The 22,352-nt window shown below is 42.7% G+C and carries 18 protein-coding genes, 4 tRNA genes and 1 riboswitch; of the genes, 4 read left to right on the top strand and 18 right to left on the bottom strand.

The annotated features are described in order from the left end of the window. Positions 1-14 precede the first annotated feature (14 nt). Both WMO37_RS07275 and WMO37_RS07270 read right to left on the bottom strand, forming a co-directional pair. Entirely contained in the window at positions 15-659 is a 645-nt protein-coding gene (locus WMO37_RS07275; protein WP_349154677.1) for a DUF1700 domain-containing protein, read from the bottom strand. Beyond that, positions 656-973, bottom strand: a complete 318-nt coding sequence (locus tag WMO37_RS07270; protein WP_022431610.1) for a PadR family transcriptional regulator — start codon at positions 971-973, stop codon at positions 656-658. The genes WMO37_RS07275 and WMO37_RS07270 overlap by 4 nt, the downstream gene beginning before the upstream one ends. Positions 974-1,396: 423 nt before the next feature. On the opposite strand from WMO37_RS07270, the gene WMO37_RS07265 reads away from it, so the two are divergent. Then, positions 1,397-1,467: transfer RNA gene (locus tag WMO37_RS07265), tRNA-Gly, on the top strand. An 18-nt stretch (positions 1,468-1,485) separates the two neighbouring features. Here the strand turns inward: WMO37_RS07265 and WMO37_RS07260 are convergent. The 10 genes from WMO37_RS07260 to WMO37_RS07215 all read right to left on the bottom strand — a co-directional run bounded on the left by WMO37_RS07260 (position 1,486) and on the right by WMO37_RS07215 (position 11,738). After that, positions 1,486-3,021 carry an extracellular solute-binding protein gene (locus tag WMO37_RS07260; protein ID WP_349154676.1) on the bottom strand — a complete coding sequence of 512 codons (1,536 nt, stop codon included), beginning with the start codon at positions 3,019-3,021 and terminating at the stop codon, positions 1,486-1,488. After that, positions 3,014-3,823 (bottom strand): ABC transporter permease, encoded by an 810-nt coding sequence (locus WMO37_RS07255; RefSeq protein WP_022431608.1) that lies wholly within the window; start codon positions 3,821-3,823, stop codon positions 3,014-3,016. The genes WMO37_RS07260 and WMO37_RS07255 overlap by 8 nt, the downstream gene beginning before the upstream one ends. 157 nt (positions 3,824-3,980) lie before the next feature. Then, entirely contained in the window at positions 3,981-4,769 is a 789-nt protein-coding gene (locus WMO37_RS07250; RefSeq protein WP_022431607.1) for an ABC transporter permease, read from the bottom strand. Between the two features lie 19 nt (positions 4,770-4,788). Beyond that, complete coding sequence (locus tag WMO37_RS07245) at positions 4,789-6,231, bottom strand: polyamine ABC transporter ATP-binding protein (RefSeq protein WP_227090696.1); 1,443 nt, start codon at positions 6,229-6,231, stop codon at positions 4,789-4,791. A 213-nt stretch (positions 6,232-6,444) separates the two neighbouring features. Next, a tRNA-Gly gene (locus tag WMO37_RS07240) sits at positions 6,445-6,516 on the bottom strand. A gap of 471 nt (positions 6,517-6,987) precedes the next feature. Beyond that, positions 6,988-7,059: transfer RNA gene (locus tag WMO37_RS07235), tRNA-Gly, on the bottom strand. Between the two features lie 110 nt (positions 7,060-7,169). After that, complete coding sequence (locus WMO37_RS07230; RefSeq protein ID WP_349154675.1) at positions 7,170-8,423, bottom strand: metallophosphoesterase family protein; 1,254 nt, start codon at positions 8,421-8,423, stop codon at positions 7,170-7,172. A 304-nt stretch (positions 8,424-8,727) separates the two neighbouring features. Next, positions 8,728-8,799, bottom strand: a tRNA-Gly gene (locus WMO37_RS07225). Positions 8,800-9,049: 250 nt separating this feature from the next. Beyond that, positions 9,050-10,831: an oligoendopeptidase F gene (gene pepF / locus WMO37_RS07220; RefSeq protein WP_349154674.1), complete on the bottom strand. Its 1,782-nt coding sequence runs from the start codon at positions 10,829-10,831 to the stop codon at positions 9,050-9,052. A 25-nt stretch (positions 10,832-10,856) separates the two neighbouring features. Beyond that, the gene (locus tag WMO37_RS07215) at positions 10,857-11,738 is read right to left on the bottom strand and encodes a DegV family protein (protein WP_022431149.1); all 882 of its coding nucleotides are present in this window, start codon (positions 11,736-11,738) and stop codon (positions 10,857-10,859) included. A gap of 113 nt (positions 11,739-11,851) precedes the next feature. On the opposite strand from WMO37_RS07215, the gene WMO37_RS07210 reads away from it, so the two are divergent. Then, positions 11,852-12,712 carry a GNAT family N-acetyltransferase gene (locus tag WMO37_RS07210; RefSeq protein ID WP_349154673.1) on the top strand — a complete coding sequence of 287 codons (861 nt, stop codon included), beginning with the start codon at positions 11,852-11,854 and terminating at the stop codon, positions 12,710-12,712. Here the strand turns inward: WMO37_RS07210 and dapB are convergent. From dapB to WMO37_RS07195, 3 genes are all read right to left on the bottom strand, one after another. Further along, a complete protein-coding gene (gene dapB, locus WMO37_RS07205; RefSeq protein WP_022431151.1) occupies positions 12,693-13,457 on the bottom strand; it encodes a 4-hydroxy-tetrahydrodipicolinate reductase in 765 nt (254 codons plus the stop codon). The genes WMO37_RS07210 and dapB overlap by 20 nt on opposite strands. A 13-nt stretch (positions 13,458-13,470) precedes the next feature. Further along, a complete protein-coding gene (dapA, locus tag WMO37_RS07200; RefSeq protein ID WP_022431152.1) occupies positions 13,471-14,361 on the bottom strand; it encodes a 4-hydroxy-tetrahydrodipicolinate synthase in 891 nt (296 codons plus the stop codon). Positions 14,362-14,457: 96 nt separating this feature from the next. Continuing rightward, positions 14,458-14,629: riboswitch (Lysine riboswitch) on the bottom strand. Between the two features lie 98 nt (positions 14,630-14,727). Continuing rightward, positions 14,728-15,375 carry a single-stranded DNA-binding protein gene (locus WMO37_RS07195; protein WP_022431153.1) on the bottom strand — a complete coding sequence of 216 codons (648 nt, stop codon included), beginning with the start codon at positions 15,373-15,375 and terminating at the stop codon, positions 14,728-14,730. 350 nt (positions 15,376-15,725) lie between these two features. Between WMO37_RS07195 and typA the strand changes: the two genes are divergently transcribed. Together typA and WMO37_RS07185 are read left to right on the top strand one after the other, a co-directional pair. Further along, positions 15,726-17,555 (top strand): translational GTPase TypA, encoded by a 1,830-nt coding sequence (gene typA, locus WMO37_RS07190; protein WP_022431154.1) that lies wholly within the window; start codon positions 15,726-15,728, stop codon positions 17,553-17,555. 41 nt (positions 17,556-17,596) lie between these two features. Then, positions 17,597-17,920 carry a helix-turn-helix domain-containing protein gene (locus WMO37_RS07185; RefSeq protein ID WP_022431155.1) on the top strand — a complete coding sequence of 108 codons (324 nt, stop codon included), beginning with the start codon at positions 17,597-17,599 and terminating at the stop codon, positions 17,918-17,920. Between the two features lie 122 nt (positions 17,921-18,042). Here WMO37_RS07185 and WMO37_RS07180 read toward each other — a convergent pair whose 3' ends face one another. Genes WMO37_RS07180 through WMO37_RS07170 form a run of 3 tightly spaced genes read right to left on the bottom strand, consistent with a single transcriptional unit; the run spans position 18,043 to position 22,342 of the window. Next, entirely contained in the window at positions 18,043-19,833 is a 1,791-nt protein-coding gene (locus tag WMO37_RS07180; protein ID WP_022431156.1) for an ABC transporter ATP-binding protein, read from the bottom strand. 8 nt (positions 19,834-19,841) lie between these two features. Beyond that, entirely contained in the window at positions 19,842-21,398 is a 1,557-nt protein-coding gene (locus tag WMO37_RS07175) for a glycoside hydrolase family 28 protein (protein ID WP_349154672.1), read from the bottom strand. Continuing rightward, positions 21,389-22,342 carry a glycoside hydrolase family 88 protein gene (locus WMO37_RS07170; RefSeq protein ID WP_227090678.1) on the bottom strand — a complete coding sequence of 318 codons (954 nt, stop codon included), beginning with the start codon at positions 22,340-22,342 and terminating at the stop codon, positions 21,389-21,391. The genes WMO37_RS07175 and WMO37_RS07170 overlap by 10 nt, the downstream gene beginning before the upstream one ends. Positions 22,343-22,352: the final 10 nt, after the last annotated feature.

The raw sequence follows: 22,352 nt of genomic DNA, 5'->3' as shown, positions 1-22,352 counted from the left end.
GCGGCACAATTCTGTTATGCGAAAATCTTTGGTTTATGGATTTTCGCATTTCTCCATTCTTTATTAGAAATCCACATCACAAACTTTTTAATTCCTATAACGCATCCATATGTCAGCAGCGCCGCAAGCAGTCCCAGTCCTACGCTCACCAGTCCCGCACCAATCAGCATAACCGCTGTCGGTATATGTAAAAACACAGTAACAAGTGCTGTTCCCACGGTAAATAATCCGGCAGCTACCATGACCGCCGCCGCAAATCCCAATGACAGCACCACTGCCGCAACGGTAATCACCACCGCAAACAGCACACAGACTGCCGCCAGTAAAAGACTTGCCCAGATTGGGGATGTAATCACCGCCAATGTAATGCCTGCCGCCGTATGCTTTTTCTTTGCGGCTGTCTGTCCGTTATCACTTCCAAAGCCCGGATTCTGTCCGGAACCTGCTGCGCCTGCAAATCCATTTTCCGCGGCAGCATCTGCCGCCGCCCTTTTTGCAAGCTGTTCGGGTGCGCCCAGCTCCTGCATTACTTTTTCCGCATTTTCTACACCGGCATCATCAAAATATTCCCGGTAATATTCCATGATATTTTCTGCTTCCTGCGGCGGAATACCATGCAGGTTATTCTGTAAAATATCTAAATATTCTTCTCTCGTCATTGCTTTTCCTCTCCTGTCAATATTCTGTCAATATTGGATTTGTATGCAATCCACTCTTTCCTGTACATTGCAAGCTGCTCTCTGCCCTTGTCCGTAATCTGATAATACCGTCTGTTTCTTCCTGCAAACGGCTGGTCATAGGTGACAAGATATGCTTCCTTTTGCAGTCTGCGCAGTACCGGATATAACGTGGATTCTGAAATATCCACAACCTCCTTGACATTCTGCGTCAGGATGTATCCATACATATCTTCCCGCTCCAGAACAGACAGAACACAGGCATCCAGCAGTGCTGAACCAATCTGAAAAATCATTTCTGTCTCCGTTTCTTTTTATTATTTTGTTGCATGATATTATATGTCATATAATATCTTTTTATTTATATTATTACACTACACGTTATCTGTCAAGTCTTTTTCCAGTAACCTCCTATTGCTCAAATGTTACAAAATTGTTACAATTCATTTGTAATCAGCTGATACAAATAAACGAAAAACAAGGAGGCAATAATTTTATGTGTTTTAACTTTAATAGCTGTTCCGAGTTATTTAGCGTAATTTGCAAGTTTTTTTACTTCGGTTGCTAATATCCGCCGTAGGCGAAGTTTCATAAAGTAAAAATCCGGCAGACGCCGGTTGAAAGGTCTGATATTTCAGCCTGCCAACCGGTTTTCTGCCGGATTTTTTAATTGAATTTCAACTTGAATTTTAAAGTCAATGTGCTATAATGATTTCCATGCAGATATGGTTCATCGGTAGAACGCCGGCTTCCCAAGCCGGAAAGGCGGGTTCGATTCCCGTTATCTGCTTTTTTCATGCAATCATTTTTATTTTATGTATACTTTCTTTTTAAAATGCTTTCTTACCGCAAGTACAATCAATCCCGCAATGACAAGTCCTGTTACAATCCATGCCCATACCGGTACATTTTCAATATTATAACAACGCACATTAATCCACATCTGATTGATACGCGCATTTTCCTCTGTGTCAAAATAACTCATGACCGCACTACGCTCTATCATCTCCTCGGTTGGATACTGCGCGGATAACTGGCGGTGTGTCTGTTCTGCCGGAACCGTCAGCATATACTTTTTATCTTCCGTATCACCGGAAAAGAAATAACCGAGCGGATAGGTCACGGTATCTTCCCCTCCGTCTTCTGCGCCGTAATTCCATTTAATATAGTCATAGACCACCGGACTGTCCCCGCCGGAAATCACGGACGTATATCCGATATAATCCATATTGCGGACTGCATTTTCAGGCTTTGAAAGAAAATTGATAAACCCTTCTGCCGCCTGCTTTTTCTCTGCGCTGTCTTTAATGCCGTTCTTTAACATGCACCAGCCGTCAAAATACAGATTCGTGCTTTCTCTTGGCACTGCAAAATCCAGATAAAAATCATCTTTTTCTGCCTGATCCATCGTATACACGGCATCGCCCGACCACTGGTAGCCCGCTACCACTTTTCCGGTAATCATATCGGCTTTTGCGCTGTCCGTTTCAAAAGAGTAGGCATTGTCTTTAACTGCCTGCAAATACTCCTGAATCTGCTCAATCGTTTCTTCAGATGTATCATTCATTTCTGCCGACAGACGTTCTTTATAATCTGCGGCATTTAAAAAGGAAGACGACAACAGCTTATCCGACTTTATCGCACCGACCGCCGCAAACATTGAATCCCTGACATTATCCTTAATCGTAATCTGCCGTTTAAACTTGTCATTTGAAATAATTTTCCACGTAGAAGCTTCCTCTTCTGTGACTTCCTCCGGATTGTATACAATCCCTGTAATGCCCCACATATACCCGGCGGCGTAACGGCTCCATGCCTCCCCGTTAATCGTATTTTCATCAAAGGTACTGCGGATAAACGGTGAAACGCCGCGTGTGTAATAATTTTCTGTTACATTTTTATCAAAGAACTGCTCTGAAAACGGTTCCAGCCAGCCCTCAGCCATCAGCTTCATAATCATGTATTCCGACGGACATATCAAATCATACTCATCGCCGAGTGTCAGCATATTATATAATTCTTCATTTGTTCCGACGGTGCTATATTCGACCACAACTTTTTTACCGTAAATCTGATAATACCAGTCTTCAAAATCCTTTACAATAGAATTTTCACCCTTAATTTCACCGCTGTCCAATTCTATCGCTTCGTCCCAGTCCCCGGTATCAATATATTCTTCCCAGTTACACACACGCAGGATGATAGTATCCGAATCCGATGCCATTGCCGCCTGCTCACTGTTTTTTAAAGAAAAAATATCAACTGCCCCCACTGCTGTTGCGATGCCTGCCAGCAGTACAATGGAAATTATGACGGACAACAGCCGCTTATACCGTTTACTCATCAATTTCAGTCTCCTCTCCTGCTGCCTTCTTTGCCGGTGCCAGATTTAATACAAGTTCAACCACAACAACGACCAAAAAGATAATCGTAGACAGCGCCCACAGTGCCGTCTTAATCTCTGTCTGTGAACCCTTTGTCGCATTTACTACATAAGTACTAATCGTATCAAAGGTTGCCGGTTTCGTATAGGTTGCAACAAAATAATCATCCAGTGAAAGTGTGATTGCCATGACAAACCCTGATAAAATTCCCGATGCAATTTCCGGAATAATCACTTTGACCAGCGCATAAAACGGTGTTGCCCCCAAATCGAGCGCCGCTTCGTAAATGCTTGGGTCCATCTGCTTTAACTTCGGCACTACCGCCAGATAAACAAACGGCGCACTCAAAACCACATGTCCCAGTACCAATGGAATATATGTATCCTTGCTCACACCGAACACAACCACGAGCAGAATACACATTGAAAATCCGGTTACAACATCTGCATTGACAACCGGCACCTGATTGAGCGCACTCATTGCCGTTTTCACTCTTTTTTTAGAATAAAATGCACCAATTGCACCCGATGTACCAAGAATCGTTGCAATCAAACCACTGCCCACCGCTAAAATCACTGAGCCTAAAATCATGTTTAACAGCTCCGGTGTTGTAAAAAGTGTCACATAATTATGCACGGAAAAAGACCGGAACGGTCCGATATTGGCAGCATCCGTAAAGCTGTAGACTGCCAAAATCAGAATCGGTGCATACATAAATAATAAAACCAGACCAATCCATCCGTATCTGAATCCTTTTTTCATTATAATAATCTCCATTCCGCAGGCATTTTAATGCCGGAGGAATCGCGAGCCAAATCTTATTTGGCTCTGCGATAAAAAGCGACTTTGTGACGCCTGCGGCACAAAGTGCTAACATCAAGCTATGCTTGACGTGAAGAATCTTAGATTTAAGGATTCTTCACACTAATCCCCTGCCTGTATTTTCCGTATCATTTCCCTCGGATACGACCGCCACGATACCGATAATAAATAACAGTATCAGGGCAATCATTGAGCCGTTGTGCCAGTCGTATGCGCTGAAATAGCTGCCAATCAGACTGCCCATGATGTACGTGCTGTTATAGAGCATATCCAGCACAACATAGTTCGTCATCGCCGGTAAAAACACCATGGAAACCCCGCTGACAATTCCAGGAATTGACAGCGGAAAAATAACCTTTATAAATGTCTGAAATGAATCTGCACCCAGATCGCCCGCCGCTTCTATCAGCGAAGAGTCCAGTCTTGAAAGCGTTGTATACAGCGGCAGAATCATAAACGGCAGAAAATCATACGTCATTCCGATAACCGTATTTAAAAACGGGTGAAATGCCAAATTTCCTTCTATTAAAGAAAGGATTTCTTTTAATGCCGTAATACGCAGTGTAAAGTTAATCCACATCGGCAGCACAAAAAGCATCAGAATAACACCCTTTCTTTTTAATGCACTGCCCGCTAAAATATACGCCACCGGATAGGCAATCACCAGACAGACCAGTGTCACCGTTACCGCCAGTACAATACTGTAACATAACGTCCCCATTGTATTGGGGTCGACAAAGAAATTTTTCAAATTATTTAATGTAAACTGTCCTGAGCCGTTGGTAAAGGCATAATAAAACAGCACAATCAAAGGCGCAGCCACAAAAAATGCAAGGAACACGCCATACGGAATCCCCATCTGTCTGCGCGAAAACACGTTTTTCATATTCTACTCCATTCCGTTTCTACTTCTTCAACTGAAATTTCATCTTGTCTTCCGGCATGACTAAGCTGACCTTATCGTTCATATTCCACAGATATTCGTCATCTACAATAAGGTCATATCCGTATTCGGTACGCACAACGTAGCTGTAGTGATCGCCCTTGTAAATCAGGTTGATAATCTCTCCCGATACAAGACCGGCTTCTGCCTCATCGCTCATCTCAATGTCGTCCGGCTGAATGGATACCTGTACTTTTAACTTGGAAATATCCACCGTTTCTCCGTTTTCATCAATCAGCGCATTGTCCTTCATCTTCGACTTCGGTACAACTTTTGTCAAATCACAGCGGATAACCTTTCCGTTAAAATCTAATGTATAGTCGCTGTTTATTGTTGTTACAAAGCTGGTTGTATGGTCCTCGGCAAGCATGACATGAATACCGTCCGGCTCTAAACAGATACCGACTTCATCACCGACCGCATAACACTTTGTGGTACGGATAATAATTTCGTACTTTCCGGATTCCACCGCCACTTCATAATGCATCCCCTTAAAAATAACCGAAGTTACAACACCTGCAACCGTTCCGTCCTGCGGCGCCGTAATAATAACGTCTTCCGGTCTGACAACGACATCAACCAGTGTTCCTTCCGGCACATCATCCATTCCGGTAAATTCCCCGCCGCAGAAACGCACCTTCATATGTCCTGTCATAATACCTTTGAAAATGTTACTCTCTCCGATAAAATCGGCTACAAACGCATTTTTCGGTTCATTGTAAATGTCCTCCGGCGTACCAATCTGCTGGATTTTTCCCTCCGAAAGCACCACAATTTTATCCGACATCGTAAGCGCTTCTTCCTGGTCGTGCGTTACATAGATAAATGTAATGCCAAGCTGGTCGTGCATATTTTTTAATTCAAGCTGCATTTCCTTACGCATTTTTAAATCCAGTGCGCCTAACGGTTCATCTAACATCAGAATTTCCGGCTCGTTGACAAGCGCTCTCGCAATCGCAATACGCTGCTGCTGTCCGCCGGAAAGTGTTGCAATCTTTCTGTCTTCAAAGCCTTCCAAATCCACCATTGCCAGAACGTGCTTGACTTTTTTGCGGATTTCTTCTTTCGGTAACTTTTTGAGTTTTAATCCAAATGCAATATTTTCATAGATATTCATATGCGGAAACAGGGCATACCGCTGAAATACCGTGTTAATCGGTCTTTTGTTTGCAGGTAGATGTGCAATGTCCCTGCCATCTAATAAAATTTCTCCGCTTGATGGCAGTTCAAATCCGGCTATCATTCTGAGTGTCGTTGTTTTTCCGCACCCTGACGGTCCTAAAAATGTTACAAATTCTCCCCGCTTTACTTCAAGATTAAAATCATCCACTGCCTTAAAACCATTATCACTGTAAACCTTGGTAATATGTTTTAGTTCAATGATATTTTCTGCTTTTTCTGCCATTCTTCTTTTCCCTTTCGCCTCTTTATGTCAATTCAATTACCGCTGAAATTTGCCTATCTTTTTAATAACAAAAAAAGTGCCACAAATCAAGCATTTTTGATGATTTATGGCACAAAATATTAAAGATAACCGGATTCCCGAAATTTCCATACAAAAAGCCGGTACACAAATCGTTGATACGACTTAAATACCGGCTTCCCTGAAAATAAAAAGAGCGCGAGACGGGGATCGAACCCGCGACCCCCTCCTTGGCAAGGAGGTGCTCCACCACTGAGCCACTCGCGCATAAAATATTCAACTGACAAGATTGAATTATATAGGAATCTCCTTTAAATGTCAAGCATTATTTTTGACTTTTTGTTGATTTTTTTCAATAAAATTTTATTATGAAAATTTTGGTAGCAATTTATTTACTTTCCATTCATAATCTGTTCAAAAGTTTATCGCATTTTCGACACATTTATCTATTATTATAAATACTGTGATGAGGCAGTAAGCTTTTTTACAATTTTCATAAACCAAAACCAACCAAAAACCAAATGAGAGCAGATGTAAATATTTCGCGCATTTACATCTGCTCTTATTTTTGTTTTATAAGTGAAACTGAACCGGACACTCTTGGTCTTTTCTGTATCCTTCCCACTTCCAGGGCGGATTAGGGGCTTTCATCCATTAGTGACATGTGCCGTCAGGCACAACGACAACAACCGATGCCAAAGCTTTTCAGCTTTAACACCGGTTTTATCTTTTCTATAGAGCGCGAGACGGGGATCGAACCCGCGACCCCCTCCTTGGCAAGGAGGTGCTCCACCACTGAGCCACTCGCGCATATTTCCCTGCATCTGGTTGTCTTACGACTGCCGCAATGCAAGGAATAATATACACCATTTTTAATGTATTGTCAATAACTTTTTTTGATTTTTCTGTCAATTTTTCTGTCACTCAAATCTTAGCGGTGTAATATTATACCCGCTTTTCGAATCCACACTGATAAGAGTTGCACCCCGTTGTTCTTTCTGGTTCTCAATGCCCGGATAAGCAATGTAATCAATTGATTTACCGTAAACCAGTTCAATGCCCTCATAATAGATTCCAAAGTCATTCACATGGTCATGTCCGCAAAACATCGCCACCGTACTTTTTAATTCCAATGCCCTTGAAAAGATGCCGCTGTGCATCTGCGACACATCTATTGCCTCACGCTTTGTACCAAAGACCGGTGTACCGGTATCCCATGCCGTCTGATATTCCTGAAGCGGAATATGGAAAAACATCAGCGTTTTTGCATCTGCTCCATACCGTCCCTGCAACAGTCCAATCTGCTTTGCATACCACTCCACCTGGTCATCACGAATATAATCATACCCCAGACTGCCACCGTTTTCATCAAAAATGCGATCGCCGGAATCCAGCATGACCAGTCCCATAACAAGATTTCCTTTTTTATTGCACAATTTAAAAATGCCATTGGTGTAGCCGGAAAGCGTTTCATTTTTCGGATAAATGCAAAGTGTGCTGCTCTGCGCCAGCATGGCTGCGATTGTAGATGATGAAAACTGGTCAAAAAATGTATGATCATGATTTCCAAATGTCCATGTCCATGGAATCCCTATCGTATCCATCAGTTTACTGACAACATTTAATGCACGCATGCCGTCATTGGCATCGTATCCGTCCACACCAAAAATGACATCTCCCGTCAGCACGATAAAATCCGGTGTTGTGCGCTGTATCATTGTATACACGGTATCAATCGCCTGTATATCCTTTTTATAAGAACCTTCCGTTCCCGTAATATGAATATCCGTCAGCTGCAGAATGTTAAAATTGCGCGAATCGTCATTGCTGTTCATCTGATAACAGCCGTCTTTGCCCATCTTCATCTGAAGCCCGCGGTTTGGCACTTTCTCCAGTGTATCCAAAAAATGATACACATTGATATAATCACCGGTTGCATACTGCGTTTCATCGCTGTATTTCTGCGTAACAGCCGAAAGTGTCTGTTTTTCCTGCGTATCAGATTTATCGGTTTCTGCCGCAAACCACGCACCGGTATTTAACAATTTACCGGACGGTGTCGTAAAAACATACCAGCCTGCTGTCAGTGCCAGTGCAAGCAGTGATAAAAGTATCAGATTTTTATGCCGCTTTCCGGCTTTCTTTTTGTTTTTCTTAATCTGTTCCCGCTTCAACTACCCTTTCACCTCTTTTTTATTATTCACTGCTATTTATTTTATTCGAAACGCCTTAAAATTAAACTCTTATAAATCTTTAAATTTCTTAAGACTTTGTCTGCAATTGTTTATTGTAGCATACTGTGGAATAATTTTCAAAAAGGTGTCGTAACTTTTTATTTAACATTTTAAACCGGTCCGATAAACCGCCCTATCTGCAAAAGTACTTTCTAATGAATATGTATAAATATTTGGTTCATGAAAATCGGGAAATCGGGTTGATGGAAGCCGACAAACTACCGGCTTCCCTAAAAATAAAAAGAGCGCGAGACGGGGATCGAACCCGCGACCCCCTCCTTGGCAAGGAGGTGCTCCACCACTGAGCCACTCGCGCATAATAAAATATTAAATTCGCTGTTGCTTATAAGAATCGCACCAACGAAGATTAGTATATCGGATTTTATCGTCTGTGTCAATCTTTTTTTACAAATTTCTTGTAATTTTTCTGCGACATCCGTTATAAGTTCCCCCGCCAATCATAAAATCAACCGTTACCTTTATCATCAAAAATCAGCAAAAAACAGACCGCCGTGCAAATCCTGTGAAAAAATTACACCTTTCACACGGCAGTCCTTTTCTTTTAACTAATCCCACTCCTCTAACAGTTCCCCAAAGACATCGAGCGCTTCCTGAATTACCTGCGGACTTTCCATATCAATGCCGCACAGCTTTAAAAGGTCAATCGGGTGCATACTGCATCCGCCCGATAAGAACTGCTTGTATCCTTTCAGTGTCTTTTCATCGCCCTTAAAAATCTTGGAAGCAATCGCAATCGCCGCCGAATAGCCGGTTGCATACTGATAAACATAAAACGGTGTGTAAAAATGCGGGATTCTGGACCACTCCAGCGCAATCTCGTCATCAATCACCATATCTTCACCAAAATATTCTTCATTGAGCTTCCTATAGACGTCGCATAATGCCTGTGCGCTCAGCACCTCGCCGTCTTCTGCCATTTTGTGCGTTATCATTTCAAATTCAGCAAACATCGTCTGACGGAACAGCGTTCCCTTAAACTGTTCAAAATAGTGGTTCATCAGATATTTCTTTTCCGATAAATCCGTGCAGTTTTTCAGAAGATACTGCATTAACAGGGCTTCATTGCACGTAGAAGCGACCTCTGCCACAAAAATGCGGTAGCCCGCATACGGATACGGCTGGTTTGCATTGGAATAATAGGTATGCATGGCATGACCCATTTCATGCACCAGCGTAAATACGTCATTTAACGTATCCGTGTAGTTTAAGAACACATAAGGGTGTACGCCATATGTGCCCCATGAAAATGCACCGGTGCGTTTGCCTGTATTTTCATAGACATCAACCCAGCCGCTTTCAAAGCCTTCCTTCACCTTGGATAAATATTCCTCACCCAGCGGTGCTAGCGCCTTTAAGGCAATGTCTTTTGCTTCTTCATACGGTATCTTCATCGTAATATCCGATACCATTGGTGCATAAATATCATAAAAATGCAGTTCGTCCACGCCTAATACCTGCTTGCGCAGTGACACATAGGCATGCATTTTATCCAGATTTTTATGAACCGTTTCAATGAGGTTGTGATAAACCTTTTCCGGAATAAATGAACCGCTTAAATACATTTGCAGCGTGGAGTCATACTTTCTTGCCTTTGCATAAAAGCACGCCTGCTTGACATTGGCATAGTATGTTGCTGCAAGTGTATTTTTATAATTTCCATACTGGCGGTAAAGTGCCTTAAATGCATTTTCACGGACACTACGGTCGTTGCTTTCCATAAAGACACTGTATCTGCCGTTGGTTAATTCAACTTCATTACCGTCCTCATCCAAAATCGTGCCAAACTTCACATCGGCATTGTTAAACTTTGAAAAAATCTCATTCGGTGAAGCCGTCACCTGCCCTGCCATTGCAAGCAGGCGTTCCTCTTTTTCGGAAAGGGCATGTTCTTTTTTCTCAAGTATATCCTCCAGTGCATGACGGTAAAGTGCGATTGTATCCGAGTTCAGATATTCCTGCATCTTCTTTTGATCAATTGCTAAAATTTCCGGTGTTAAAAATGCATATTTTTCAGACAGCTTCGTGACAGCCGCCTGCGCCCTGCCGGACATTTCCTGATACACAGCATTGGCAGTATCCTCGTAATATTTCATAAATGCATACACGTATACATGCTCCACAAGCAGATCCGCTTCATCGGATTCCTTTAATGCCTGATACAGTATCAGGGCGGACTCTGCCAGTCTGCCCTGATAAGCACATTTTTCTTTTGCCCTGCGGATACATTCGTTGTAATCGGCTTCCCATGCTTCGTCTGTCGCATAAATATCTTCGATTCTCCATTTATCCTGCTGTGCGATTTCACTTCTTTGCTTTGCCTTCTGCATATGCCTCTCCTGCCCTATCTTTTCATTACTTCGTGTCATCTTCCGGAATATAACAGGTCATCGCAATTGCCAGCGCACCCTGTCCGATATGACATGCCACGCTTAATGAAAGCGGATCCATGTGGAAATCAAACTGCGGATACGTTTCCTGTATCAGCTTTGCCCATTCTTCTGCTTCTTCGCGGTTGCCGGCATAAGCAGCTTCCATATGCACGCGGCCTTTTTCGGCACATTCCTTAAAACGTCCTTCCAAATCGTCCGCCATTGCCTTTAACATAATCTTCTTTGCTGAGTTCTTGCCTCTTGTCTTAGAAAATGCGTCCAGCTTCTCACCCTGAATCTGCAATACAGGCTTTAAATTTAATACCGTTCCGATTGCCGCTGCCGCCGGTGTGATTCGTCCGCCCTTCTTTAAATATTTTAAAGTTTCCAGTGTAATGTAAATGCTTGACTGCATCTTTTCACGCTCCAGCACTTCCTTAATCTGTGCCGCAGAATAGCCCTTGGATACCAGTAACTTTGCATCTAACACAGACTGGCGCATGGTTACGGAAATGCGCTGGTTGTTGACAACCTGAACCTTACCGTCATAATCGTCAGAAAGCATAGCCGCCGTCTGGCATGTGCCGCTTAATCCGCTGGACATCGGTATGAAAACAATCTCATCATATTCTTTTAAAAGCTTGTCCCATTCGTCCTGTAACTCGCCTACGGACGGCTGTGAAGTCGAAATATCCGCATCATTTTTTAACTTTTCGTAAAATTCTTCCTGTGTCAGATTAATCCCTTCAAAATACTGCTGTCCGTCAATAAAAAACGGCATCGGAATCACGTATACCCCCAGTTCCTTTGCCTGCTCCTGTGTAATACCGCTGTTACTGTCTGTTAATACTGCTATTTTACCCATCTATATGCCTCATTTCTACTTTATCGCAAAAATCTTTTCCTTTATTGTACCTTATCTTTGAATTTGCTACAATATATTTTATAAAATTTTTATGTTAGATTGGAAGAATAACGATGAATCATACTGTTTTTCAGATTGACCCGGCTGACAGCCGTTTTACAGATACATTTGCACGTTTTTTTACAGACTGCGGGGAATATGAACTTTTTTCGGACTGTGACACGCCGTATTTTGCCGTATTTTCAGATATAGACCGCACGCATTGTACCGGACTGCTGACTTTTCTTATCAGTGAAAATGAATCCTTTACAGAAGCGGAGGTGGCAGCTTTCGTACTGCCGGACTATCGCAGACAGGGCATTTTTACCGCCCTTTGCGGGACGGCATACCACAAAATCAAAGCACAGTACCCGGATTGTATGCTTACCGGGATTTTCCCGGATTTTTTAAAAAAATGTGCTTTATACGGCGGCACTGCCTACACCGAATATCTAATGATGCTGACGGCGGAAAATGCCTCCATGGCTGCTCCGGCTTTATGTACTGCAAATGGGGACATTCTGCCGGATTCTGCTGCCTGTTCAAACATACACTCCACGATAACCAGCTCACCTGCAAAAGATTTCAATTCCTGCAATGATAACTTTTTGTATGAAACCTGCTTTTCCGATGATGAACAGGATTTTCTGCTATACCGGGGAGAGGAAGACGAACCGTGTGCCGTATGTTCCCTTGATTATGAAAACGGATTTACGAATCTGTACGGGGTCTATGTCGATGAAGACTGCCGGGGGCAGGGAATTGGCACACTGCTTCTTAAACACCTGATACCGGCTTATTTTAAAAATCACAATCTGCCGCTGATATTAAATGTCCGCAGCACCAATACGGCTGCTATGCAGCTTTACCGGCACTGCGGATTTGAAATTACAAGCTCTGTTGAATTTTCTTATTTTACTGCTTTGCCGCAATAACATCTCTCATGTCATAGTAGCCTGCCGGTTTTCCGGCAAGGAACTTGGCAGCTTCGATAGAGCCCTTTGCAAAGACAGACTTTGAATAAGCGGTATGCTTAAATTCAATGACCTCGTCCTCTCCTGCAAAGATGACTTCATGTTCTCCGACAATCGTACCGCCACGGACAGCGCTGATTCCGATTTCCTTCGGATTTCTTTGTGCGCGCTCGCCGCTTCTGTCAAACTTATAGAAATAATCTGAACCTAACACTTCTTTGATAGAATCTGCCAGTGCCAGCGCTGTTCCACTCGGTGCATCCAGCTTCTTATTGTGGTGCTTTTCAACCAGTTCCACATCAAAGCCCGCATCACAGAATACTCTTGCAGCATCCTGGAGCAGCTTGAATAATGTATTGATACCCAAGGACATATTGGCTGACTTTAATACAGCAACCTTTTCAGACGCTTCTCGGATTTTTGTAAGCTGTGCTTCGCTTAAACCTGTTGTGCAGACAATCACTGGAAGCTTGCTTGCTGTGCAGTAATCAATCAATGCATCCTCTGCCTTGGCTGATGAAAAATCAATGACTACGTCTGCATCAACGTCACATTTTTCAATAGATGAAAAAACCGGATAACTGTTGTGTCCGTCATCAAACGGATCCACTCCTGCTACGATTTCCACATCGGTATCTTCTTCTGCCAGCTTTGTAATGACCTGTCCCATGTGTCCGTTACAGCCGTGCATAATTACTCTTGTCATGTCCTGTTTCTCCTTATTTCTCTAAGATTCCGTACTGAATCATAGCATTTCTTAAACGTTCAAGGTTTGCATCTTCCATTTCACAAAGTGGCATACGCAGCGGTCCCATATCCCAGCCCTGAAGATTTAAGGCATGTTTTACCGGTACAGGATTGACTTCACAGAATAATGCGTCTACCAGTTCGAGTGCATTAAACTGTAACTGTCTTGCTTCTTCAATCTTGCCTTCCGCAAACTTTGCGCAGATGTCATGTGTCTGCTGTGGTGCAACATTTGACAATACGGAAATAACACCCTTTGCGCCGATAGACATTAACGGTACAATCAGTCCGTCTTCTCCTGAATACATATCCAGACGGCCTTCTGCAAGTGCCATGGTCTTGCTCTCCTGTGCCATATTGCCTGTAGCGGCTTTAATGGCTACGATATTATCAACATCCTTTGCCAGTGTTGCAGCTGTTTCAGGCTGGATATTGCAACCTGTACGTCCCGGCACATTGTACATGATAATCGGTAAATCTACAGACTTTGCTACGGTTGTATAATGCTTGATTAAACCTTTCTGTGTTGCCTTGTTGTAGTACGGTGTTACAACCAGACAGGCATCCACGCCTGCTTTCTGCGCTTCCTGTGAAAGATATACGGCTGTTTCCGTACAGTTAGAACCTGTTCCTGCAATGACAGGCACTCTTTTCTTTACATGGTCTGCCGCAAAACGAATGGTTTCGATATGTTCTTCATGCGTTAATGTAGAAGCTTCTCCTGTTGTTCCGCAAATTACAATGGCATCGGTAGAATTTTCAATCTGATAATCGATAAATTCTCCCAGTTTCTCATAGTTGACTTCTCCATTTGCTTTCATTGGTGTAATAATCGCTACACCAGCTCCGGTAAATACTGACATAACTCCTTCTTTCCGCTGATACCAGCCTCTCTTATTTTACAAAGGCAAAGCCGGCTCATGTCTGAAATGAACCGGCCCTAAAGAATTCAATATAGTTCTTTAAGTAGCCCTCCATCTAAAGATGACAGTCGCAAGACTCTTAATCTTACGCCCAGCAGAAGACCTCCAGTAATCTTCCACTTCGGCGTCATCCCCTTTCTTTTGGTTTCACCTGTGTCTGGCACATCTTACCAACGTACTGATGAATAACGCGACCTCTACTTCACTGACTGCCGCATTTTCTACGGCTCTGTTCGGTTTACAGGCTGCCCTGTAATTATATTGAATATATCACTTACTTATTATGATGTCAACTTCTATTCTGTTTCAGGCTTCTTCTTCCTCAACCACATCAATTTTGCTGACGGAAACTTCATATGCCACACGCTTTTCAACCTGCTCCTCGCTGATTTTCTTCGTGTATTCACGGCTCTGGACCCTGCCCCATATCTGAAGGTGTCCACCGACTTCGATTGTAGAGGCATATCTCGCATTTCTGCCCCATGCAATGCACGGTATGTAATCGGACTTTCCATACGGACGGTTAACGGCGACAAGGATATCTGCTATTTCTCTACCAAGCGGTGTCTTTCTGTAGACCGGCGGCTTGCACACATAGCCATCAAGGAATATCTGATTGGTTCTTGCCTGTTCTTCCGGAATTTCTTCTTCTTCAATAAACTGCATTTCCCTTACAAAAATGGATAAAATAAGTTTATTTTTAACTCCTTCATGTCTGTTATAGGAACGGAACTGTCCGGATACCTCAATCTTCCTTCCCCTGTAATCCTTTGTCACATCGACAAGCCTTTCAGATATCATTAATGGGATGATATCTACCATATCGCTTAATCTGTTAACCGATACATTTACCAGATAAAAGCCCTCGCCAAACACTTCATGGCTGAATTCAAATTCTGAAACGACTTCTCCGATAATACTCACCCTGTTGTTTTCAATCACCTTATCAAGCATCTTAGTATTTCTCCCTTCTTAATACCGGTCATTTTCTTAAAACCGGTTTTGTGCTTTATTTTGTGTTCTTAATATGTATATGTATCGATATGGGGATATATTACAAAAAAAATGTGTTTTTTTTACGTACAAACCATAAAATTTTCTTATATTTACAAAACATCTCATAAAATTTTAAAAAAATACAAATTCCGACAACCCGCATAAAAACAGGGGTTGCGCTCGTGTTTCCCTTATGATACAATCAATTTTATAAGTTTACTCTTGTATTTTTCTAATATTGTGATAGAATATAAAAGTTGCTAATCATAGTCGGATATAGTTTATATACATTCAGAAAGGAAAAAACAATGATTACAAAACGCGAAGATATTCGTAATATCGCTATTATTGCGCACGTTGACCACGGTAAAACAACACTGGTTGACGAACTTTTAAAGCAGAGCGGTACTTTCCGTGAAAATCAGGAAGTCGCAGAGCGTGTAATGGATTCTAATGATATTGAAAGAGAACGTGGTATCACGATTCTTTCAAAAAATACTGCCATTACTTATAAAGATACAAAAATCAACATTATCGATACTCCGGGTCATGCCGATTTCGGTGGTGAGGTAGAGCGTGTCTTAAAAATGGTAAACGGTGTTGTTCTTGTTGTCGATGCATTTGAAGGTGTTATGCCGCAGACCAAGTTCGTACTCCAGAAGGCTCTGGAATTAAACCTGTCTGTTATCGTATGTATCAACAAGATTGACCGTCCGGAAGCCCGTCCGAATGAAGTTATTGATGAGATTCTGGAACTGTTTATCGATCTGGATGCCAACGAAGACCAGCTTGACTGTCCGTTTATTTTTGCTTCTGCAAAATCAGGATATGCCATTGCTGACTTAAATGACGAAAGAAAAGATATGCAGCCTTTATTTGACTGTATTGTTAATAATATTCCGGCACCGGAGGGTGACCCGGATGCCGATACACAGATGCTCATTTCCACAATCGACTACAACGAATTTGTCGGCCGTATCGGTGTCGGTAAGATTGAAAACGGTAAGTTAAAGGTCAATCAGGAAGTAACAATTGTAAACCATCACGACCCTTCTGTACGCAAGAGAGTCCGCATTACAAAGCTTTATACTTTCAGCGGTCTGAATAAGGTTGACGTACCGGAAGCATCTTTTGGTGATATTGTTGCCGTATCCGGTATTGCAGATATTCACATTGGTGATACACTCTGCTCTGTTGAAAACCCGGTAGCCATTCCGTTCCAGAAGATTTCAGAGCCGACACTTTCCATGGATTTCATGGTAAATGACAGCCCGCTTGCCGGAAAGGAAGGTAAGTTTGTCACATCAAGACATATCCGTGACAGACTGTTCCGTGAATTAAATACAGACGTCAGCTTACGTGTGGAAGAAAATCCGGGTTCTGAAAACTCTTTCAAGGTTTCAGGCCGTGGCGAATTACATCTTTCCGTATTAATTGAAAACATGCGTCGTGAAGGCTATGAATTTGCTGTCAGCAAGGCTGAGGTTTTATACCATACAGATGAGCGCGGCAAAAAGTTAGAGCCAATCGAACTTGCTTATGTTGATGTTCCTGAAGAATTTTCAGGTTCAGTTATCCAGAAGTTAAGCCAGAGAAAAGGTGAACTTCTCGGAATGACACCAATTAACGGCGGTTATACCCGTCTTCAGTTCTCGATTCCGTCCCGTGGTCTGATTGGCTACCGTGGCGAATTTATGACAGATACCAAAGGTAACGGTATTATTAACACTTCTTTTGAAGGTTATGAAGAATACAAAGGTGACATCTCTTATCGTAAGACCGGTTCTTTAATCGCTTACGAAGACGGTGAAGCTGTAACTTACGGTCTTTTCAATGCACAGGACCGCGGTACACTCTTTATCGGACCTGGTGAAAAGGTTTATGCCGGTATGATTATCGGTGAAAATCCACGTACGGAAGATATTGAGGTCAATGTCTGCAAGACAAAGCACCTGACCAATACCCGTTCTTCCAGCGCCGATGAAGCATTAAGACTTGTTCCGCCTAAAATTTTAAGTCTGGAACAGGCTTTGGATTACATCGATACAGACGAACTGTTAGAGGTAACACCAACCCATTTAAGAATCCGTAAAAAGATTCTGGACTCTACATTAAGATACAGAGCCAACAAAAAGTAAAACAAATTATCACAAAAACACAGAATTTGGAGGTATGTGACATGGACAGCGATTTAGGAGCAAAGGTAAAGAAGTTAAGAATTGCACACGGACTGACACAGGAGGACGTTGCAAAAGCCCTCGATGTAACACCTGGTTACATCAGTAACGTAGAAAACGGACGTAATCTGATGACACTCAGAATGCTCTCTTACTATGCAGAGCTTACCGGAGTTTCTCTGGATTATCTTGCAGGAAGTGTTGATAAGAACTATCAGAATACTGCTCTGGATAACGAAATCATGCAGCTCGTTCAGAAGATGGACGCTGATTCTAAGGAAAAGCTGATTGCTACGCTGCGTATCTGGAATACAAACGAAAAGTAATAGATTTTCTTTAAAGCTTAAAAAAAGATTTAAAAACAAAAAGGGATAGGAATGCAAAAGCTGCTTCCTATCCCTTCTTTGGAATTTACAAAAAATATTCTTATCTGCTTTTGTGCCTGTATTTAACTCTGTATCGACTTCATCTGATAGAACTCGCCCTTTAATGCCATCAGTTCTTCAAATGTGCCGTATTCTACGCAGTGTCCGTCTGCGATGACCGCGATTTTATCGGCATCGCGGATTGTTGAAAGGCGGTGTGCCACAATAAAAGTCGTCCGTCCCTTCGTCAGGTTATTCAATGCTTCCTGTATCAGTTTTTCGGAGATACTGTCAAGCGCCGAGGTTGCCTCATCTAAGACGATTACCTGTGGGTTGCGGATTAATGCCCTTGCAATGGAAATACGCTGTCTTTGACCGCCTGAGAGCTTTCCGCCATGCTCTCCGACCATGGTATCAAGTCCCTTTGGCAGGGATTCGATTAAATCGGTCAGATTGGCAGCTTTTACAACCTCCTGTAACTGTTCCTCGCTGACATTTTCAATGCCGTATGTAATATTGTCACGGATTGTTCCCGAAAACAGTATCGAGGTCTGCGGGACAACTGCCAGATGCTTTCTGTAGCTTCTTAAATCAATCCGGCTGATGTCCTCACCGTCAACCAGCACTTTTCCGTCCGTAGCAAAATTAAATCCAATGACAAGATTTAAAATTGTCGATTTTCCTGCGCCGGACTCTCCGACCAGTGCAATCGTTTCACCCTGATGAACGGTAAGATTTAAGTCATTTAATACATTTTTATCTGTATTATTATAATGGAACTTTACGTTTTCAAAACAAAAATCGCCATGCACACCGGCAAGCTTTTTCTTGCCCTCGTTGTGTTCCACATCTTCTTCTAACAGCACTTCACCAATGGAATTGACAGATTCAATACCCTTTGCAATCGTTGGAATCAGCGACATCAGTGAAGATACCTGACTGACAATGGTGCTGAAATAGCTCTGGTACAACGTAATATCACCCGGCTGGATTGCCGCCCGCAGAGCCAGCACACCGGTAAAGGCAAGGCAGACTACCTGAAAGACCTGGAAAATCGCCCAACCCACCGAACCAAACAGCGACTGGATAATATCCAGCTTGTAGCCTTTTTCTGCCACGGCAAAGAGCTGTCCGCTCATTTTGTGGACTTCTTCTTCCTCCAGCGCATGTGCCCTTGTCACCGGAATCAGTTCCACCATTTCCATGACTTTTGCCGAGGTTTCTTCCATTTCCTTACGAAATTCTGTATTGCGCCTGCGCATGACATTTCTGAAAAAGACCATGGTAAGCGCCGCAATCGGTGTCGTCAGCAGGAAAAAGACAAACACCACCATACTTTTTGAAATCGTTACTGCCAGTGCAATGATGATGTTTAACGCAATATTTAAAATGCTTAAAAACATCTGCGTTGAAAGCGTTTCCACAGCTTCCACGTCACGCATGATTTTCGACTGCAGCCGCCCCGACTGCGTTTCTTTATGATACGAAATCGACAACTGCTGCAATTTGCGCACCAGTGCCTTTCTAAGTCCCGTTTCCGCATATCTTGTTGCCAGCGATTTGTATCTTGTATACATATAATTGGTCGGAATGTTGAGTGCAATCAGTACAACCATGATAATCGCTTCAATAAAAATATGCTGGTATGCGTCCGGTGCGCCGCTCGTAATATCGTTGATGATATTTGCCGTAATAATCGGCAGCACCCACACCGGACAGTGCTTGATAAAGAAAAACACAACCGCCATAAAGAACTTGTTGTAATTTCCCTTATAAAGTCCTAAAAGAATCCACATCGGATGTCCTTTGTATTTTCTGTAACATTCAATAAACCAGTTTTCTACGTCAATTCCTTTTGGTGCATGAAGATTCATAATCTATTTTACTCCTGTATCAGTTCGTCTACATTGCCTGCAACAATCGGTTCACCCTCACAGCCTGTAACCTTTACATTCTTTAAAATAAGCTGTTTTACGTTATTGACAACCAACCCCTGCTTTGAAGCCTCATCACAGCCAAGCATCATTGCCGCTACGCCGGATTTTGCATTTTCCGCATAAGAGAAGCTGATATTCTCAAAGGTAAGCTTTTCAATTTTGCTTTCCGGCAGACCGTAAATGTACGTACCCGCAACGTGGCAGTTGGTTGCCTTAATATCTTTAAACGTCAGACGCTTAATAGACGGTGTTCTTCTGTCCACCGGCAGCGGTTTTTTCGTACCGACATATTCGGTCTTGCCGTCAGGATCACAGAAATAAAAGCTGTTGACAACAAATGGTGTCATCACGTTATCCATGTCAATATTTTCAAAGGAAATATCATCCAGAACGGATAACTGTCCTCTGCCTCGTCTGGTCTTTACACGCAGACCACGGTCCGTATTCATGAAAATGCAGTCTGTAATATGAACGTCTTTAACACCTGCCGCAATTTCACTTCCAACTGTGACCGCACCGTGTCCGTCCCTCATACAGCACTGTCTGACAATCATATTGGAAGTTGGCACCTGATATTTTTCTGCCATATAAATTTTACCGGACTTAATTGCAATGCAGTCATCACCGACAGAAATATACGTACCAAGCACCAGTACGTCTGTACAGCTTTCCGGGTCTAAGCCGTCTGTATTGTGTGAATTTGCCGGGTTTTTAATCTTTACATCAATAAATTTCAAATGTTCACTGAAGTACGGATGAATCGTCCATGACGGAGAATTCTGAACCGTAATGCCGTGCATCATCACATTTTTGCAGTGATTGATAAAGAACAGTCTTGGGCGCCATGCCGTATCCCTGACCTTGCAGTTCTTCCACCAGTTCTCAAAATTGGTACAGCCGTCAATTGTTCCTTCACCGGTAATGACAACATTTTCTACATTGATACCGCATACGATTGCAGAAAACATATCGAGCGGGTTGCCTTCCCATGAACCTAAATTGTATTGTGCCGTTTCGTCATAGGACTCAATTTCACCCGGCAGAACCGGGAATTTTTCTCTGTCGGTAAAGGCGGAAAGCACCGCACCCTTTGCGAGTTCCAGTGTCAGATTATCCTTTAAAAAGATACTTGAAATCTTATAAACACCTTCCGGCACTAACACGCGGGAATCCTTCGGGCATGCCATAATCGCACACTGGATGGCATTGGTATCATCGTGTACTCCGTCGCCGTATGCGCCGAATTCCCTTACATTTAACGTTACAAATTCATACTTTGTCTGAACGTCTACCGCCGCAATTTCCTGTCCGTCATACACGGCAGAAACCTTGTATAACGTATCCGGTTTTAAACCGTAAAGTGTTGTAATAACCTTTTCACTGTCCATATATTTACTGCCGTCTACGTAGATTTCATACGGCTTTTGTGTATAAAATTTTCCTGATTCCGTCAGTTCTACCACTGCACTTCTGCTTGTTGCTGTAACAAATTTTAACTCCATAATGCGCCTCCCTTAGTTCTTCCGTAGTCCTGATATTCTCTGTTGCGCAGGCTTTCCGCGTAAGCCGTTACCAGTACGGCTGTATATGCTGTATCCGCGCCAAATACATCATCTTCCTGTGCTTTTGCTTCTGCCGCTTCCAATATATCCAATGCTGCTTTTTCGTATTTTTCAGTAATAAGCGCCTTCATGCGGCAGCCCTTTAATACGGCATACGCATAAAACAGTCCTGCCTCCCGCGCTTCTTTTGCAAATGTATCAAGGCTCTTTGTATTCATTGCAGCGACTACCTGCTTTAAAATCTGTCTTAATCTGTCAAAAATCTCATATAACGGCTGTTCCATAACCTCCATGGTATCTACTGCCGCTGCTGCGTACGCTGCCATTTCAAGGTCTGCCGCAGCGTTTCCCAATTCATTTTCCACAGACGGATATGCCTTCTCCTGTAAAATGTTAAACTGCGCAATGATATCATTGTACTGTTCTTTTCCGCCAAATTTTGTTTCATAATTCATATAAAACGGCTGTGTCAGATATGCATCTGAAAGCTTTGTGGAAAATGTGCCTGCGCAGGTTTCTGTTGCATCAAATCGTGCACCGGAAGTCATCACCTTTTCCTGCTTTAAAATGGCTTTTTCTGTCTTTTCAGCTGCTGTGTCCTGCGGATTGTATACAGTATCCATTGCACGTACTGCAAATAACGCATTGCCAAATAAATTATCGGAAAGGCTGCCCTCTGCCTTTGCATACGTTCCGTCTTCCGCTACAAGGTTATCTACTGCCTTTTTTGCAAATGTGTGATAATCCGCATCACCTGTTGCCTGATACAGCTTTTCCAGCCCCAGAATAAGCTGCCCCTGCTGTTTTGCTGCCAGCTTTTCAATATCCACCGACAAAAGCCAGCTTTTCAACTTACCTTCCAATATAATATTTCTTTCTTTCAAAGTTCATTCC

This window comes from Lachnospira intestinalis (genome assembly GCF_040095895.1).
GTDB classification, from domain to species: Bacteria; Bacillota; Clostridia; order Lachnospirales; family Lachnospiraceae; genus Lachnospira; species Lachnospira intestinalis.
The sequence above is the reverse complement of the archived record's forward strand: the minus strand, read 5'-3'. Positions and strand labels throughout refer to the sequence as shown.